We start from the raw sequence: 17,892 nt of genomic DNA, 5'->3' as shown, positions 1-17,892 counted from the left end.
TGTTTTAATTTTAATTCTCACGGTTTAATAACAAAGCTGTCGTTTTTTATTTTTTTGTGGCGCCGCTTAAAAGCAATTATCACATTTTTATAACATGCCAAGTTCTCCGCATTAATGTATGCGCTGAGTCGTTATGATAATCCCGAATTTAGGAATGTCAGCCCAGCCAATTACAATACTAAGCGGAGAAAAACCAGATGAACTCAGTAAAACTGACGTGGACTGTTTTACTTATCAGTATGGCCGCAGTGATGCGAGCCCACGCCTACGAGCCGTACGCGCCTCTTGAAAAACCCAAGAATATTGACGAGCAAAAAGCCGAGCTTGGCAAGTTTTTGTACTTTGACCCGCGCCTTTCCAAGTCGGGCGTTATTTCTTGTAATACTTGTCACAATTTGAGCATGGGGGGCACCGATAACATCAAAACATCGGTTGGTCACAACTGGCAGCAGGGGCCGATTAATTCTCCTACTGTACTGAATTCCAGTTTGAATAATTCTCAATTTTGGGACGGCCGCGCAGCTGATTTAAAAGAGCAGGCCGGTGGCCCTATTGAGAACCCGAAAGAAATGGCCAGCAATCATGAGCTTGCGATCAGCATCATTAACTCGATGCCTCAGTATCGGGCAATGTTTAAACAAGCCTTTGGCAGCGACGGGGTCACCATCGATAGGGCAACAACAGCCATTGCTGAATTTGAAAAAACCTTAATCACGCCTAATTCCCGTTTTGATTTGTGGTTAAAGGGTGACAAGTCGCAGCTGGCAGCACATGAGCTCAAAGGCTATGAGCTATTTAAAAACTCGGGCTGTGTTGCTTGTCACAGTGGCATGGGGCTCGGCGGCACTTCGTATCAGAAGCTCGGTGTTTTTGCTGAGTATAAAACCAAAAGCACTGCCAAAGGCCGTATGGATGTTACCGGTAAAGAGCAGGATAAAAATATGTTTAAGGTGCCGCTGCTGCGAAATATCGAGCTGACCTATCCATATTTTCACGATGGTGAAGTTGCTACCCTGGAAGAGGCGGTAAATCTGATGGGTAAATTACAGCTTAATAAAGAGTTTACAAGCGAAGAGACTGCAAACATTGTTGCGTTTTTGAAAACACTGACCGGTGAACAGCCCAAAATTGTGCTGCCGATTTTGCCGCCGTCTAATAACGATACCACCCCGCCTCAGCCTTTTGCTGATAGCTAAGGTTTTGTTAATTCTGGCTGGTGGGGCACTACCAGGCTCCAAGCATGGACTTGATAGCAGTAGATGAGACCATCAGCAGCAGGGATGCTGCTGTTGAGGCTCCATGGATGGATATACGCCGAGTCTCAGCTGCTGCTATCAAGTTCAGGCCGCTAACAGGGTGAGGCCTGTACACCCAAAGAGCGTATTTGATGGTTATGTCGGGCCCTAGCTGCTTTTAGTTAATTTGGAAAACTCCAGCAGCGTTTTTTGAATGGCTTGGCCGTAGCCGAGTTTCAACTGTTGGATAATGCTGTCGTAGGCTTCGCCGCTGCGTTCATCCATAAATACTTTTTTAAATTCTGTCGCCAGTACTAAAACATTGTCGTAAAGGCCGTGGCAGTGGGCGGCGAGCTGACCTTTGCCAAAAAATACATCGTTCTCAGCTGCGTCAATATCTATGCCGTCAACGCTGATGTTGTTGAGCTCGTTTAGCCAGCAGTCAATACTTGCCCGCCATAAATCACCTTTTACTGAGCTTGTGCCGAGATTAAATACTGGCGTGTGCCTGTCTTCAAAACGGCGCCAATTGTAACTGTGGGTATCGATTACTAAAACGGCACCAAAGTCTTCGATAAGGGCCTCACAAAGTACCGAGACTATGCGGTAAAACTGAGCGTGTTTGGCCAGGCTGGTTTGTTTTTGTGTTTCGCTCAGCGCTTGTTTCCAGCAATCTTTGCCCCAGGCTGTGTCGTAAACGCAGTTTGACGTTGCCCGGTTGAGGTCGTATTCGTAGCGGCTGTCGTTGGCAATTAAGGTTATTTGTTGGTCGTCGATAAAGGTGCCGGTGTGCGGGTCTTCTTCAAAGTAGCGTTCGGCGTGACTGAGCAGGCAGTTTTCTTTGAGCTCTTCGCGCAGGCGCGTGCCATTGTGAATGGCCGCTGCAATACAAGGGAGGTAGCTGTCAATTTTAATGCTAAAGCCGCCGCCTTCTATGCTGGCCTTAAAACATTCGCGCCGTTGAATTCGTGCGCATATCTCTTCTTCACTTAGCATCATTGTTCGACTTCCTTGCTTGTCGTTTAGCACTTAGTGTTGGGGCCTGTTAACAGGCCCTAGATTAGCGCCATTGCTCAGTGCCGGCAATTGTTGTGCGCGCAGTAAAAGCGCTTGCTACTTAAGCACGGCTTTGTTTAAAGCGCGATGTTGATCACACGGCGGCGGCGCTTTTTGCGAGCTGGGCCCTGTTTGCGTGTTGAGCGTTTTTTATACTGGCAAAAGCTAATTTAGGTCAGGGGGGCGCTTTGCAAAATTTAGTTGAATCATTACACGGCAGTTCGGCGGCCCTGTGGCAGGTGCTGGTGCTGCTGGCGGTGCTGTGTTTGTTGCTTGCTTTTTTGCTACTTGCTTGGCGGGTGAACTCGATGATTGCCGCCTGGCTGAGAAGTCGAGAACCTCAACTGCAACTTAAGGTGCTCAATGTCAAACAGCCAAAAGGGCAGCGCAGTGGCATGGCCAGCCTGGAATTAAGCAATGTCGGTGGCAGTGCTCTGAGAATAAAATCGCTGGAGCTCAGTGTTGCGGCTCACGGCGCCAGTCAGAAATATGCTGAATTGAGTAAAACGGCGCCGCATGCCCAAAGTGACAGCCGCTTAAACCTGCGCTCGGATAAAGAAACTTACCGGCTTAAGCCGCCAACGGGCGACAAGCGCCTGCTGGAAGCTGATTGGGCTCAGCCATTACAGTTGGAACTGATGTCTGATGAGCACCACTGGTTCCGAGTTGCGGTTGAAGCGGTATGGCACGACGCTAAACGGCGCAACTGTGAAAAAAGTACCCGCTCGCGAGAGTTCTTTCTGGAGTTTGCCCAGCCCTAGTTGTTTTTGTTTATAGCGCCCGCCTTTCGCGAGTGCTGTTGCGCATGTTTATACATGCTCTTGAAAGTTGTTCCAATAGACATCGTTTTCGTTTGTCTCTCATTTGCCCATGCACCGCATTTGCGGCCATGGGCCGTTTTTTCTTTGGGGCTTTGCCCGGTGAGCTAAGTGGCTTGGATCAGTAGCTTGGATTAGTAGCCAAGATAAAGTCGCTCGGACAAAGGCACTAATTTGCATAGACGCACGCTGGCTTTTTGTCTAAAATGCGCCCCCAGCCAAATGTGCATATGCCCACCGTTTTCGATATCTTGTAGAAGCCTGTTTTAGCTCCAAGCTGTCACAACGGTATACGGGCCCCCACTTGTTTAAGTGAGTATCGAGCGAGGTGAAGCACAGCTTCTCCTCGCTTTTTTACAATTGCCTTATGAATCCGCCACTGCTCCAGCAGAAGCGTGCTTAACTTAGGACTACCCCAGCTCAGCCGAGCAGGGCTAAGCAGCGCGGCACTTTCGTACGGCCTACTGTAAAGTGCTTTTACTCCTTTCTTAAGATTTTATCGGGCGCGTGAAGCACGGCACTGGCAATAGCTTTCTAAAATTCGGCGCGGAGGATAATTACTTGGCTTCAGAGCAAGTAGATCTCAGTTACTTTAAGGCTTCGCAGGGCCGTCCAGCAGTATTGGTGCTGGCCGACGGCAGCGTTTTCCGTGGGACCGCCATCGGCGCAGATGGTCAGAGCGTAGGTGAGGTGGTGTTTAATACCGCGATCACCGGCTATCAGGAAATCCTGACTGACCCATCCTATGCACGTCAGATCGTGACCCTGACTTACCCTCATATCGGCAATACCGGCGTCAATAAGGAAGACGAAGAGCGCGAGCAAATCTGGGCCGCTGGCCTGGTAATCCGCGACCTGCCTGCACTCGCTTCGAACTTCCGCTGCGAGCAAGCGTTGGATGCCTATCTGAAGGACAACAACATCCTCGGCATCGCCGACATCGACACCCGTCGCCTGACTCGTATCCTGCGAGACAAAGGTGCGCAGAGTGGTTGTATCCTCGCCGGTGACGACATCGACGAAGCAAAAGCACTTGAGCTGGCCAAAGGTTTCAGCGGCCTGGCCGGTATGGACCTCGCCAAAGAAGTAAGCTGCAGCGAAAAACACACTTGGGATGCCGGCAGCTGGCAGCTCGGTAAAGGTTTTGGTGGCCTGCCTGAAGGCAAGCGCTTCAAAGTTGTAGCTTACGACTTCGGTGCCAAAGCTAATATCCTGCGCATGCTGGTCGATCGCGGCTGTGAACTGACGGTCGTTCCCGCGCAGACTCCAGCTGATGACGTGCTGGCGATGAATCCGGACGGCATCTTCCTGAGTAACGGCCCTGGTGACCCAGAGCCTTGTACTTATGCGATCGAAGCGGTTAAAACTTTCCTTGAGAAAGACATTCCTATCTTCGGCATCTGCCTCGGCCACCAGATTCTGGCTCTGGCCTCTGGCGCTAAGACGGTAAAAATGAAGTTTGGCCACCACGGTGCTAACCACCCGGTGCAGGACCTTGAGAAAGGCACGGTAATGATTACCAGCCAGAACCACGGTTTTGCTGCCGATGAAGAGACTCTGCCTGCAAACCTGAAGGCAACTCACAAGTCTCTGTTTGACGGTTCCCTGCAGGGCATTCACCGCACCGACAAGCCTGCGTTCAGCTTCCAGGGTCACCCTGAAGCGAGCCCTGGCCCACACGATGCCGCGCCTTTATTTGATCACTTTATCGAATTAATGAACGAGAAGAACTAACAGAGCCATGCCAAAGCGTACAGACATTAAAAGTATTCTGATCATTGGTGCTGGCCCGATTGTAATCGGCCAGGCCTGTGAGTTTGACTACAGTGGTGCTCAGGCCTGTAAGGCCCTGCGCGAAGAGGGTTACCGTGTCATTCTGGTTAACTCCAACCCAGCCACCATCATGACCGACCCGTCTATGGCCGATGCGACCTACATCGAGCCAATCACCTGGCAAACGGTTGAGAAAATTATTGAGAAAGAGCGCCCGGATGCGATCCTGCCGACCATGGGTGGCCAGACGGCACTGAACTGCGCTCTCGCTTTGCACGACAACGGCGTGCTCGACAAATACGGCTGTGAGCTGATTGGCGCCAAACAAGACGCCATCGACAAAGCTGAAGATCGCCAGCGTTTCGACAAGGCGATGAAAGACATCGGCCTTGAGTGTGCTCGTGCGCGTATTGTTCACACCATGGACGAAGCCCTGGAAGCGCCAAAAGAATACGGCTTCCCGGTCATTATTCGCCCAAGTTTCACCATGGGTGGTTCCGGTGGTGGTATCGCTTACAACTGGGAAGAGTTTGAAGAAATCTGTACTCGTGGTTTCGACCTGAGCCCAACCAACGAGCTGCTGATCGATGAAAGCCTGCTCGGCTGGAAAGAGTACGAGATGGAAGTTGTTCGCGACAAAAACGACAACTGCATCATCATTTGTTCGATCGAAAACTTTGACCCTATGGGTGTGCACACCGGTGACTCGATCACCGTAGCGCCTGCCCAGACTCTGACCGATAAAGAATACCAAATCATGCGTAACGCCTCGGTGGCGGTACTGCGTGAGATCGGTGTTGAAACCGGTGGCTCAAACGTACAGTTTGCGGTAAACCCTAAAGACGGCCGTATGGTTGTCATCGAGATGAACCCGCGCGTAAGCCGTTCATCTGCTCTGGCTTCTAAAGCGACTGGTTTCCCGATTGCAAAAGTCGCCGCCAAGCTGGCTGTGGGTTACACCCTCGATGAGCTGCAAAACGACATTACTGGCGGTGCGACCCCGGCTTCGTTTGAGCCTTCCATTGATTACGTGGTTACCAAAGTTCCCCGTTTTACCTTTGAAAAATTCGGCGACGCCGATGCCCGCCTGACCACGCAGATGAAGTCTGTCGGTGAGGTGATGGCTATCGGTCGCAACTTCCAGGAAAGCCTGCAGAAAGCACTGCGTGGCCTCGAAGTTGGCTCGGCCGGTTTTGAACCGCGTGTTGACCTTGACGATGATGAAGCGCTGGCGAGCATTCGCCGCGACCTGAGCACGCCAGGCGCCGAGCGCATCTGGTATGTGGCCGATGCTTTCCGCGCCGGCATGAGCGTAGACGAAGTGTTTGAGCAGAGTGCCATCGACCGTTGGTTCCTCGTTCAGATCGAAGACATCATTAAAGCTGAAACCGCTCTGTCTACGATGGGCATGAGTGACATCGATAAAGACATCATGCAGCAGCTTAAGCGCAAAGGTTTTTCCGATAAGCGCCTGTCTGAGCTCTTGGGTGTTAGTGAAAAGAACTTCCGCGAACTGCGCCAGAATCTGGAAGTCTTCCCGGTCTACAAGCGCGTTGATACCTGTGCGGCTGAGTTCTCAACTTCTACCGCTTACATGTACAGCACCTATGACGAAGAGTGTGAGTCCAACCCGAGTGACAATGACAAGATTATGGTGCTTGGTGGCGGCCCCAACCGTATTGGTCAGGGCATCGAGTTTGACTACTGCTGTGTACACGCGGCTCTGGCTGCGCGCGAAGACGGTTTTGAAACCATCATGGTTAACTGTAACCCTGAGACCGTTTCAACCGATTACGACACTTCCGACCGCCTCTATTTCGAGCCGGTAACTCTGGAAGACGTGCTCGAGATCGTTCGCAAAGAAAAACCCAAAGGCGTCATTGTTCAGTTTGGTGGTCAGACGCCATTGAAGCTGGCTAACGCTTTGAAAGCTGAAGGTGTACCTATTATCGGCACCAGCCCTGAAGCGATTGACCGCGCAGAAGATCGTGAGCTCTTCCAGCAAATGATCAACCGCCTCGGTCTGCTTCAGCCTAAAAACGCCATTGTTCGCTCGACTGAAGAAGCGATTCACCAGGCTGAAAAAGTGGGTTACCCGCTGGTTGTTCGCCCGTCTTATGTACTCGGCGGCCGCGCAATGGAAATTGTCTACAACGAAAAAGAACTGCGCCGCTACATGACTGAAGCGGTAAAAGTAAGTGAAGACTCTCCTGTCTTGTTAGATCACTTCCTTAACAACGCGATCGAAGTTGATATCGATGCGGTCAGTGACGGTAAAGACGTAGTTATCGGTGCAATCATGCAGCACATTGAGCAGTGTGGTGTTCACTCCGGTGACTCGGCCTGTTCTCTGCCTCCGTACTCACTGCCGGAAGATGTGCAGGACGAGATGCGTGAGCAAGTGCGCAAGATGGCGGTTGAGCTTGGCGTAGTGGGGCTGATGAATACTCAGCTCGCATACCAGGATGGCAAGATCTACGTGATCGAGGTCAACCCTCGCGCTTCTCGTACGGTTCCTTTTGTTTCCAAGTGTATCGGCACCAGCCTCGCCAAAGTTGCGGCGCGTTGTCAGACCGGTAAGACTCTGGAAGAGGCCGGTTACACCAAAGAAATCGTACCGAGCTTTATGAACGTGAAAGAATCTGTCTTCCCGTTCAACAAGTTCCCTGCGGTTGACCCGATTCTCGGCCCCGAGATGAAGAGTACCGGTGAAGTAATGGGCACTGGTGACACCTTCGCTGAAGCGTTTGCCAAAGCTCAAGTCGGTTCCGGCTCGGCGATACCGACAGAGGGCTCGGCCTTTTTGAGTGTGCGCGACTTTGATAAAGACGGCATTGTTGTTGTAGCCAAAGAGCTCAAAGACCTCGGCTTTAATATTGTTGCCACTCGCGGTACCGCCAAGGTGATTGAAGAGGCCGGCATTGCCGTTCAGGTCGTCAATAAGGTTGCCGAAGGTCGCCCTCACGCAGTGGATATGATCAAAAATGGCGAAATCCAACTGATCATTAACACGACTGAAGGCAAGGCGGCGATTCAGGATTCAGCCAGCATTCGCCGCAGCGCTGAGGCTAACCACGTGTATTACACCACTACACTTGCTGCCGGTAATGCACTTTGTATGGCCCTGCGTTTTGGCCAGGAGCAAACCGTGCGCCCACTGCAAGAACTGCATAAACTGGTATAACACCAGCGTACACAACACGGAGAGAGATACATGCAAAAGTTTCCGATGACCGTCGCTGGTGAAAAAGCCCTGCGTGACGAACTTGAAAACTTAAAAAAAGTTGAGCGACCGAAAATTGTTGCGGCCATTGCCGAGGCGCGTGAGCACGGCGACTTAAAAGAAAACGCCGAGTACCACGCCGCCCGGGAACAGCAGGGTTTTTGCGAGGGGCGAATTCAAGAAATTGAAGCTAAGCTAAGCACCGCCCAGGTGATTGATGTTAAGTCTATGCCGCAAACCGGCAAGGTGATCTTTGGTGTAACGGTTGATCTGATCAACTGCGATACCGAAGAAGAAATCACTTACCAGCTGGTCGGCGAAGATGAAGCCGATATTAAGAGCAATAAAATCTCCATCACCTCGCCAATTGCGCGCGCGCTGATTGGTAAAGAAGAGGGCGAAGAAGTGGTTGTAAACGCTCCCGGCGGCGAGATCTATTACGAGATCGCCGAGGTTAAGCACCTTTAAAATATTTTAAAAAAACATTCTAAGCCTGTTTTTGCCAAAGCCCGCTTATGCGGGCTTTTTTGTGTCTGCGTTATTTGTTTTTGCTCTTTTTTAAGGCGCAATTAACTCCATCATAAATGCTATGTGTTATCGATGACGCTTTTATTGCACGCCATTTTTTTACCGTTAAATTCCTGCGCTATCTAGCCAATCTCGGATTTCGTCTTTTTGCGCCTCTAATGCATTCATTAATTGCTGTGTTTTTGTGATGCGTATCCCAAATATTTGGTTGACCTGGGTTTTTGTGTCATTTGTGTTGATTTTCTTTACATGTTCGATTCGGTTTTGTGGGGGTGGGTCTCTTATAGTGCGCGGGCTGTTTGGAAAAGGCTTTTTATAACTTAAACGCAACATGGAGATTTATATGACAAGAGTTCTTGTCCTATTTGTACTACTCATTTGTAGTTGCTTTACCCTGGCCGAGTCCGGCCGATCTGACTACGACGTCGACGACGACGGTTTGATCGAAATTAACGATCTTGCCGATCTCAATGAAATTAGAAATAACCTCGATGGTACGAGCCTGTATGGCGAAAACAACGGTTGTCCGGCTGGTGGCTGCACGGGTTTTGAATTAACGACGTCACTCGATTTTGATACAAATGGCGATGGCCAGTTAGATGCGAGTGACGATTACTGGAACGACGGTGAAGGCTGGCAGCCAATTGGCGGCCTCAATAATCGTTTTACCGCTGTATTCCAGGGCAACGGCCTGCAGATAGACAATTTGTATATCAAGCGCCTGCATTCGTTTATTGGTCTTTGGGCTTATCTCGACGGTGCCAAAGTCTCGGGTTTGGGTTTGGGTGGTCGCTTGGGCTCGGTTACTGGCGGCAGTACCGTTGGTACCTTGGCGGGTTATGCCTTGCGCTCTGAGATAAAAGAGGTTTGGGCCTTTGCTGATATTTATGTCTCGGGTGAGGCCGGTGGCCTAGTCGGTACTTTGGGTGCAAGTCAGCTGGAAGCTGCTTTTGTTAGTGGCTCGGTGCAAAGCGATAACAATACTAGTGTAGGTGGCATTGCCGCTCGCCTTGCCGGCGACAGCACAGCCAGCGATGTTGTTGCGTCGGTTGTGGTTAGCGGCGGCGCTGACAGCTCCAATATTGGCGCTTTGTTTGGCAGAGTGGATCGCGATGCCTCGCTAACGCGCGCGCTTGTTACTGGCGCCAGTTCAACTGGCAAAGCCGTGACTGGCAGTGGTTACAGCGCAAGTTACAGTGCAAGTTACTGGCCGCTAGAGCAGTTTACCAGCGCGGGCAGCGGCGTAACGGGTGTTACAGCGGTAAATCTAAGCCAGCTGCGCTGTGCTGAGGCAGATAACAGCAGCTGCAGCGATGAAATTTTATACGAGGGCTGGGCCAGCGCGAGCAATAGCGATGGTGAACCGCTGTGGGATTTTGGCAGTGCTGAACAACTGCCGGGCCTGTATTTTAACAATGTGCTCTTGCGCGATTCTGACGGCGATACGCGTGCTGACGCGTTTGATGTCTGGCCTTTCGATGGCAGTGCGCACACCGATAGTGATGCAGACGGTTATGCCGATGCCTATGCGGCAAACTGCGATGACAACTGTATTGCCAACAGCAGTATTCAACTTGATCAGTTTCCCGCAAATGCGGCTGTCTATCTCGATGCTGATTTAGATGGCTTGCCAGAAAACTGCGACGCCGCGTGTGAACTGGCCTCGGGTTTAACGGCCGACGCCTATCCCAATGACCGCGACAACGACGGCATTAACGATGCAGTGGACGACGACGACAACAATGATGGTGTTGTCGATGTCGATGCCGACAGCGACGGTTTGATCGATATCGCAAGTTTGCAAGAACTGCACGCGATGCGTTTTGTTTTAGACGGCACAGCGCAAAAACTCAGCGCCGATGCCGGTGCCGACAATTCAGGTTGTCCGGTGCAGCTTTATCAAGGCCGCTTGCAGCAGCGCTGTGCAGGTTATGAGCTAACAGCCTCGCTCGATTTTGATACCAACAGCGATGGCAAGTTAGATGCAAACGATGAATTTTGGAACGGTGGTGAAGGCTGGTTGCCGATTGGCAGTTCATCTAACGACTTCAGCGCCGAATTTCACGGCAATGCCTTGCAGATTAACAACCTGTATATCAATCGCCCGAGCTCAGAATACCAGGGCCTGTTTGCGTACCTGCGCAATGCCAAAGTAACGGCCTTAGGCCTCGGTGGCAGCCTTGGCTCAATTACCGCCCGCAGCGGCATTGGCGCACTGGCAGGTTTGGCCCGGGAATCCGAGATCACAGAGAGCTGGGCCTCGGTTGATATTCATTCATTGAAATCAACACCCAATGCGCTTACGGGCGGCTTGGTTGGCCGGTTGTACTCGAGTCAGTTGCGAGCCGTTTTCGTCAGTGGCAGCGTGCGGGCCCTGCATGACTATGTTGGTGGGGTCGCAGGCTCGGTTAGCGACAGCTCCATCAGCGATACCTTTGCTTCGGTTGTTGTTGAGGGCGGCCGCGAATCGGTCGGTGCCCTGTTTGGTAATACTGACGATGTAGAAATAACACGCAGCTATGTGGCCGGCTCTAGCTCAAGCGGCAAAGCACTGGTAGGCAGAGCTTCTAGCACCAAGCTAAGTTCCAGCTACTGGCCGGCAGAGCAATTTTCGAGTGCAGGCACAAATGGCAGCGTATCTGCGCTGTTAAGTGATTTGCGCTGCGCAGTCGCCGACGACAGCAGTTGCGGCGATGCGCTTTTGTACGAGGGCTGGTCGGCTGTTAACAATAGTGACGGCGAGCCGCTGTGGGAATTTGGCAACAGCGAGCAATTGCCGGCCCTGCGTTTGGCTGGTGTGCTTTGGCGAGATACAGACGGCGATACACGCGTTGACGCCTTTGATGCCTGGCCGCTCGATGCCAGTGCGCACAGCGACAGCGATGGCGATGGCCACGCCGATGCCTACGCACCGAACTGCGATGACAACTGCATTGCCAACAGCAGCATCCTGCTCGATCAATTTCCCAACAGTGCGCTTGTGTACCTCGATACCGATTTGGATGGTTTGCCGGAAAACTGCGATGCGGCCTGTGAGCTGGCCTCGGGTTTAACGGCCGATACCCACCCTGGTGACAGCGACAACGACGGTATCAGCAACGCCCTTGACGACGACGACAACAACGATGGTGTTGTTGACGTTGATGCCGATAGTGACGGTTTGATCGAAATCGCCAGTTTGCAAGAACTGCATGCGGTGCGCTTTGCCTTAGACGGCGCCGCGCAAAAACTCGGTGCGAGTGCCACTGCCGACAATTCTGGTTGCCCGGTGCAGCTTTATCAAGGCCGCTTGCAGCAGCGCTGTCAGGGCTATGAATTAAGCGCATCGCTCGACTTTGATACAAACGGCGATGGCAAATTAGATGCCGGCGATGAGTACTGGAACGACGGCGAAGGCTGGCTGCCAATTGGCGCCGGTATTACTGGTTCTGCAAGTTCGTTTCGCGCTGTGTTTCAGGGCAATGGCTTGCAGATTAACAACCTCTATGTAAACCGACCGGGTAAACAATACCAGGGCCTGTTTGCGCGTATGCACCATGCCAAGGTGTTGGGCCTGGGGCTTGGCGGTAGCTTGGGTTCGGTAACCGCGCGCAACTATGTAGGTAGCCTGGCGGGTTTTGCCGAGCAGTCTGATATTGAAGAGAGCTGGGCTATTGCCGATGTACGATCGGTAGATCTACAAAATGCCTATGCCGGTGGTTTGGTTGGTGAGTTTTCTGTCAGCCATGCTAAGGCGGTATTTGCCACTGGCTCGGTCCGCGGCGAAAAGACAGGTCTCGGCGGGCTCTTTGGTCGCGTGGGTGTACAAAGCTCGATCAGCGATGTGTTTGCCTCGGTTGTTGTCGGCGGTGGCCGGGAACGAGATCTTGGCGTGTTATTTGGGGTCTCGTCCTCGGGTGTGTCCGTACAGCGCAGTTATGTTGCCGGCGCCAGCTCAAATGGCGCTGCTGTGGCGGGTTATGCTGCCGGGGTAAGTTTTAGCGCAAATTATTGGCCCGAAGATCAATTTACCAGTGCAGGCAATGTCAATACGGCACAAAACGTATCGGCGAGCCTGAGCCAATTGCGCTGCGCGGTGGCCGACGACAGCAGCTGTAGCGACAAAACTCTCTACGAGGGCTGGTCGGTAGCTAGTAATAGTGACGGCGAGCCGCTGTGGGATTTTGGCAGCGATGAGCAGCTGCCCGGCCTGCGTTTGGCTGGGGTGGTTTGGCGCGATTCGGACGGCGATACCCGTATTGATGCGCTCGATGCCTGGCCGCTCGATGGCAGTGCTTACAGCGACAGCGATGGCGATGGTTATGCCGATGCCTATGCGCTCAATTGCGACGACGATTGTATTGCCAATAGCAGCATTCAGCTTGATCAGTTCCCGAGCAGTGCCGCGGTCTACCTCGACAGTGACCTGGACGGTTTGCCGGAGAACTGCGATGCCGCGTGTGAGCTGGCCTCGGGTTTAACGGCCGATGCCCACCCCAACGACAGCGACAACGATGGCATCAACAACACACTTGATGACGACGATAACAATGACGGTGTTGTTGATGTAGATGCCGACAGCGACGGTTTGATTGATATCGCCAGTTTGCAAGAACTGCATGCGATGCGCTTTGCGTTGGATGGCGCCGCGCAAAAGCTTAGTGCCGATGCCATGGCCGACGATTCCGGTTGCCCGGTGCTGCGTTATCAGGGCCGTATGCAACAGCGCTGTGTGGGTTATGAACTAATAACTTCGCTCGACTTTGATACAAACGGCGATGGCAAGTTAGATACGAACGACGAGTACTGGAATGAGGGTCAGGGTTGGCAGCCAATTGGCGATGTAAACTACGGTTTTAGCGGGCAATTTAACGGCAACGCCCTGCAGATTAACAACCTGTATATCAACCGCCCGACTGCATCAAGGCAGGGTTTATTTGCCTACCTTAACGGCGCCAGGGTAGCGGGTGTAGGTTTGGGCGGTAACTTGGGTTCCATTACTGCGCGAGACAGAATTGGCACGCTGGCCGGCGTTGCGAAATACACGGATATCAAAGAAAGCTGGGCCATTGCCGACATTCATTCTACGCGCGGATACGATGCACATTCGGGCGGTTTGATTGGCGAGCTGGAAGACAGCCAATTAAGCGCTGTATTTGTCAGTGGCTCGGTGCAGGGCAGCCAAGATCACATTGGTGGTTTGGTTGGTCATGGTGACGGTGATAACGCCATCAGCGATGTGTTTGCCTCGGTTTCCGTTGTCGGAGAAGGCGGTGACCCTGCGATTGCAGCCTTGCTTGGAGCATCTTCGGGCGGTTCTATTACACGCAGCTATGTTGCCGGGTATAGCTCGGGCGGCAATGCTCTGACATCTTATGGTTATAGCGAAAGCATCAGTTCGACGTACTGGCCCGACGATCAATTTACGCGCGCAGGCAGCAGCGTAACGGGTGATGTATCGGCAAGCCTCGCTGCGCTGCGCTGTGCGGTGGCCGATGACAGCAGCTGTACTGATAAAACCTTGTTCGAGGGTTGGTCCACCGCTACAAATAGTGAGGGTGAACCGCTGTGGGACTTTGGCAATAGTGAACAGCTGCCGGGCCTGCGTTTGGCTGGAGTGATTTGGCGCGATTCGGATGGCGATAGTGTTATCGATGAGTTTGATGTCTGGCCGCTCGATAGCAGCGCCCACACGGACAGCGATGGCGATGGTTATGCCGATGCTTACGCTTTAGGCTGTAATCAAGACTGTATTGCCAACAGCACGATTGAACTCGATCAGTTCCCGGACAATGCCTATGTCTACCTCGATAGCGATTTAGATGGCTTGCCTGAAAATTGCGATGCTGCATGTGAGCAGGCTTCGGGTTTAACGGCCGATGCCTACCCTGCCGACAGAGACAACGACGGTATTAATGATGCGCTTGATGACGACGACAACAACGACGGTATTGTTGATGTTGATGCCGACAGCGATGGTTTGATCGACATTGCCAGCTTGCAGGAATTGCACGCGGTGCGTTTTGCCTTGGGTGGTGCCGCGCAAAAACTAAGCGCTGACGCCGATGCGCTTGACTCCGGTTGTCCGTTTGTTGTTTATCAAGGTTATTTGCAGCAGCGATGTGCAGGTTATGAATTAACGACGTCGCTCGATTTTGATACAAATGGCAACGGCCAGCTCGATGCAAACGATGAGTACTGGAATGACGGTGAGGGCTGGATGCCGATTGGCGGCAGTTCTGACGAAGGTGCGCCTGAAGCGTTTTACGCAGAGTTTAACGGCAACGGTTTGCAGATTGACAACCTTTATATCAACCGCCCCAGTGCAAATGATCAGGGGCTGTTTGCCCGCCTGAAAAATGCCAGGGTATCGGGCTTGGGCCTCGGCGGCCGCGCGGCATCGATTACCGCTCGCAGCCGTATTGCCAGCTTGGCGGGCAGGGCAGAGTACTCTGAAATTAAAGAAAGTTGGGCTATTGCTGACGTTGAATCACAGGGAATTGCTTATGCGTATGCCGGTGGTTTAGTTGGCGAGCTGCGTTCAAGTCACTTAAGTGCTGTTTTTGTTTACGGTACGGTGAAAGGCGCCGATGAGGCGATAGGTGGTTTGGTTGGCCAGATTGCAGGCACTAGCTCTGTCAGTGATGCCTTTGCTTCAGTTGTTGTTGACAACGGTGAGAGTTCCGGAGATTTCGGGGCGCTGCTTGGGCGTGTGACCTCAAGCGCTCTGCAGGTTACACGCAGCTACGTGACAGGCTCTAGCTCAAGCGGTTTTGCAATGCTGACTTACCCTGGTGGTATAAGCTTTAGTGCCAGTTATTGGCCGCAGGATCAGTTTAACAGCAGCCACTATATAAACAGCGACGACCCGGGCAGTGATGAAGTGGCAGGTCTTACGCCGGCAAGTTTAAGTGCATTGCACTGTGCGGTGGCTGACGACAGCAGCTGCAGTGATCACACCCTGTATGAAGGTTGGTCTGCAATTGCCAATAGCGATGATGAGCCGCTGTGGGATTTTGGTACAGCTACACAACTACCTGGTTTACGCCTGAACGGAGTTGTCTGGCGAGACACGGATTCGGATAAGTTGTTTGACTTTGAAGATGAGGATGCGGACAACGACGGCGTGTTAAATGGCGAGGACGCCTTTCCATTTGATGCGAGCGAATCCAGCGATGCCGATAACGACGGTGTGGGTGACAACAGTGATGTCTTCCCGAACGATGCCTCTGAAAGTGTTGACAGCGACGCCGATGGCGTCGGTGATAACGCCGATGCTTTTCCGAACGATGCAAGTGAAACACACGACTCTGACGGCGATGGTGTGGGTGACAACAGTGATGTCTTCCCGAACGATGCATCTGAGAGTGTTGACAGCGACGCAGACGGTGTTGGTGATAACGCTGATGCCTTCCCCAACGATGCAACGGAAAGCGCAGACTTCGACGGTGACGGCTTAGGTAATAATGCCGATAGCGACGATGACAACGACGGTGTTGCCGATGCCCAGGATTTGTTCCCCTATGACCCAACGGAATCGAAAGATTTTGACGGCGATGGTGTGGGCAACAATGCCGACAATGACGACGACAACGACGGCGTTGCCGATGATCAGGATCTGTTCCCGTTCGATGCATCCGAAAGTGAAGACTTCGACGGCGACGGCATAGGTAATAATGCCGATAACGACGATGACAACGACGGTGTGCTTGATTCGGAAGACGACGATCTCGGCGGTGATAATGGCGCGCCGGAAATTAGCGCCGTTGGTGCAGACCTTGTACTCGATGCGACGGCTGAATTAACGCTTGTTGAAATTGCTGTAGATGCTGTTGAAGCTGCGGATATGGTTGACTCTGAACTGGAACTTGAGCTCAGCCTGGACGGTGAGTTACTTGTTCTCGATGAAGAAAATAAAGTCAGCTTGCCAAGTGGTGCTTTATCTCTTAACTGGGTGGCTATTGACGATGCGGGCAATCGCTCTGAAGCGGTGACTCAGCAAGTAACGATTTATCCTCGGGTTAAGTTTGTTGAGGCTATTTCAATCAGCGGTGAAAACAGTGTCGCTGAGATTTATTTGGCTTTAACAGGGCCTGCTCCACAGTATCCGGTGAATGTGCAGCTGAGCCAGCTTGAAGATCAAAGCACAGCGAGTGCCGCGGACTTTGCTTCAGAGCCTGCGCTTGATCTGTCAATGTTAGAACTGAGCTTTGAGCAGGATGAGCTGCAAGCTAGCTTAGCGCTAAATGTTGTTGACGATGCTTTGGCCGAAAGTGATGAGCTGCTTGAATTGCAACTGCTTTCTGCAAGTTCCGGTGAGCTTGAGCCGCGCGCTTTGTTGCTGGTTGACGGTGAAAATACCCACACGCTGACCATTACCGATCACAACGTTGCACCTTTAGTGGCTATCGACGTACAACAAGCTGGGGAAGAAGTAAGTCTTGTCGACCCTGAAGCGGGTGAGGTAACTGTCAGGGCCATCGTCGATGATGCAAATGACACGGATACGCACAGCTACAGCTGGGATCTTGGCCAGCTAGCCATCTCTGTAGATGATGTTGCGAGCTTTAGTTTTGACCCAGAGCCGTTTGCAGGTGAGACCTATGCACTTAGTGTTGTAGTGACAGACAGTGGCGTTCCGGCGCTGAGCTCGGCTGAGGTAAGTGTTGATTTGCGCATCGAGCAAAAAGCAGAGCCTTCGCCTTCCCCATCGCCAAGTGCTTCGCCCTCGCCGAGCCCGGTTGTATCGCCAAGCCCGGTTGTATCACCGAGCCCGGTTGTATCACCGAGCCCGGTTGTAACGCCAAGCCCGGTTGTAACGCCAAGCCCGGTTGTAACGCCAAGCCCGGTTGTAACGCCAAGCCCGGTTGTAACGCCAAGCCCGGTTGTAACGCCAAGCCCGGTTGTAACGCCAAGCCCGGTTGTAACGCCAAGCCCGGTTGTAACGCCGAGCCCGGTTGTAACGCCAGACCCGGCCGTCTCGCCGAGCCCGTCACCAGGTGGTTCAGATGAAGGTGGCAATAAGAAAAAAGGCGGCGGTAGTTTGGATAGTTATTTATTGCTGACGATGTTTTTATTACTGGTTATTCATTTGCGTCGACGAAGATTTTTAAACGCGAAATAATTTTGCCAAAGCCCGCTTATGCGGGCTTTTTTATGTCTGTTGTGTATGCGTTTTCTGTGAGCTACTCGAAAAAAAAGACGGGGGCCTTTACGGTTTCTCTACTTTGATCGATTTTGCACATGCATTTGAACGTTTTTGTCAGTGACATCTCCCTGA

The 17,892-nt window shown here is 52.2% G+C and carries 8 protein-coding genes; 6 read left to right on the top strand and 2 right to left on the bottom strand.

Going from position 1 to position 17,892, the window contains the following annotated elements; all coding sequences use genetic code 11:
* The first annotated feature begins 197 nt into the window (after positions 1–197).
* The gene (locus CFK45_RS08935; RefSeq protein ID WP_096086098.1) at positions 198–1,196 is read left to right on the top strand and encodes a cytochrome-c peroxidase; all 999 of its coding nucleotides are present in this window, start codon (positions 198–200) and stop codon (positions 1,194–1,196) included.
* Positions 1,197–1,403: 207 nt separating this feature from the next.
* Here the strand turns inward: CFK45_RS08935 and CFK45_RS08930 are convergent, their stop codons facing one another.
* Positions 1,404–2,234, bottom strand: coding sequence for an N-formylglutamate amidohydrolase (locus tag CFK45_RS08930; RefSeq protein ID WP_096086097.1), 831 nt, complete (start codon positions 2,232–2,234; stop codon positions 1,404–1,406).
* A gap of 245 nt (positions 2,235–2,479) precedes the next feature.
* Between CFK45_RS08930 and CFK45_RS08925 the strand changes: the two genes are divergently transcribed.
* The 4 genes from CFK45_RS08925 (at position 2,480) to greA (ending at position 8,573) form a co-directional block, all read left to right on the top strand.
* Positions 2,480–3,052: a hypothetical protein gene (locus tag CFK45_RS08925; protein ID WP_096086096.1), complete on the top strand. Its 573-nt coding sequence runs from the start codon at positions 2,480–2,482 to the stop codon at positions 3,050–3,052.
* 618 nt (positions 3,053–3,670) lie between these two features.
* The gene (gene carA / locus CFK45_RS08920) at positions 3,671–4,843 is read left to right on the top strand and encodes a glutamine-hydrolyzing carbamoyl-phosphate synthase small subunit (protein ID WP_096086170.1); all 1,173 of its coding nucleotides are present in this window, start codon (positions 3,671–3,673) and stop codon (positions 4,841–4,843) included.
* Between the two features lie 7 nt (positions 4,844–4,850).
* The gene (gene carB / locus CFK45_RS08915) at positions 4,851–8,066 is read left to right on the top strand and encodes a carbamoyl-phosphate synthase large subunit (protein WP_096086095.1); all 3,216 of its coding nucleotides are present in this window, start codon (positions 4,851–4,853) and stop codon (positions 8,064–8,066) included.
* A gap of 30 nt (positions 8,067–8,096) precedes the next feature.
* The gene (gene greA / locus CFK45_RS08910) at positions 8,097–8,573 is read left to right on the top strand and encodes a transcription elongation factor GreA (RefSeq protein WP_096086094.1); all 477 of its coding nucleotides are present in this window, start codon (positions 8,097–8,099) and stop codon (positions 8,571–8,573) included.
* 165 nt (positions 8,574–8,738) lie between these two features.
* On the opposite strand, the gene CFK45_RS08905 is transcribed toward greA, so the two are convergent.
* Positions 8,739–8,966, bottom strand: coding sequence for a hypothetical protein (locus tag CFK45_RS08905; protein ID WP_096086093.1), 228 nt, complete (start codon positions 8,964–8,966; stop codon positions 8,739–8,741).
* 10 nt (positions 8,967–8,976) lie between these two features.
* Here CFK45_RS08905 and CFK45_RS08900 point away from each other — a divergent pair, with 10 nt between their 5' ends.
* On the top strand, positions 8,977–17,736 hold the full coding sequence (locus tag CFK45_RS08900) for an autotransporter subunit C (RefSeq protein WP_143247531.1): 8,760 nt from the start codon (positions 8,977–8,979) through the stop codon (positions 17,734–17,736).
* Positions 17,737–17,892 lie beyond the last annotated feature (156 nt).

This window comes from Agaribacterium haliotis, from assembly GCF_002312815.1.
GTDB classification, from domain to species: Bacteria; Pseudomonadota; Gammaproteobacteria; order Pseudomonadales; family Cellvibrionaceae; genus Agaribacterium; species Agaribacterium haliotis.
This window is presented reverse-complemented; position numbering and strand designations above follow the sequence as displayed.

Coding starts and splice junctions, on each gene's coding strand:
- CFK45_RS08935 (WP_096086098.1), top strand. CDS start 198: ATGAACTCAGTAAAACTGACGTGGACTGTTTTACTTATCAGTATGGCC.
- CFK45_RS08930 (WP_096086097.1), bottom strand. CDS start 2,234: ATGATGCTAAGTGAAGAAGAGATATGCGCACGAATTCAACGGCGCGAA.
- carB (WP_096086095.1), top strand. CDS start 4,851: ATGCCAAAGCGTACAGACATTAAAAGTATTCTGATCATTGGTGCTGGC.
- greA (WP_096086094.1), top strand. CDS start 8,097: ATGCAAAAGTTTCCGATGACCGTCGCTGGTGAAAAAGCCCTGCGTGAC.
- CFK45_RS08905 (WP_096086093.1), bottom strand. CDS start 8,966: ATGTTGCGTTTAAGTTATAAAAAGCCTTTTCCAAACAGCCCGCGCACT.
- CFK45_RS08900 (WP_143247531.1), top strand. CDS start 8,977: ATGACAAGAGTTCTTGTCCTATTTGTACTACTCATTTGTAGTTGCTTT.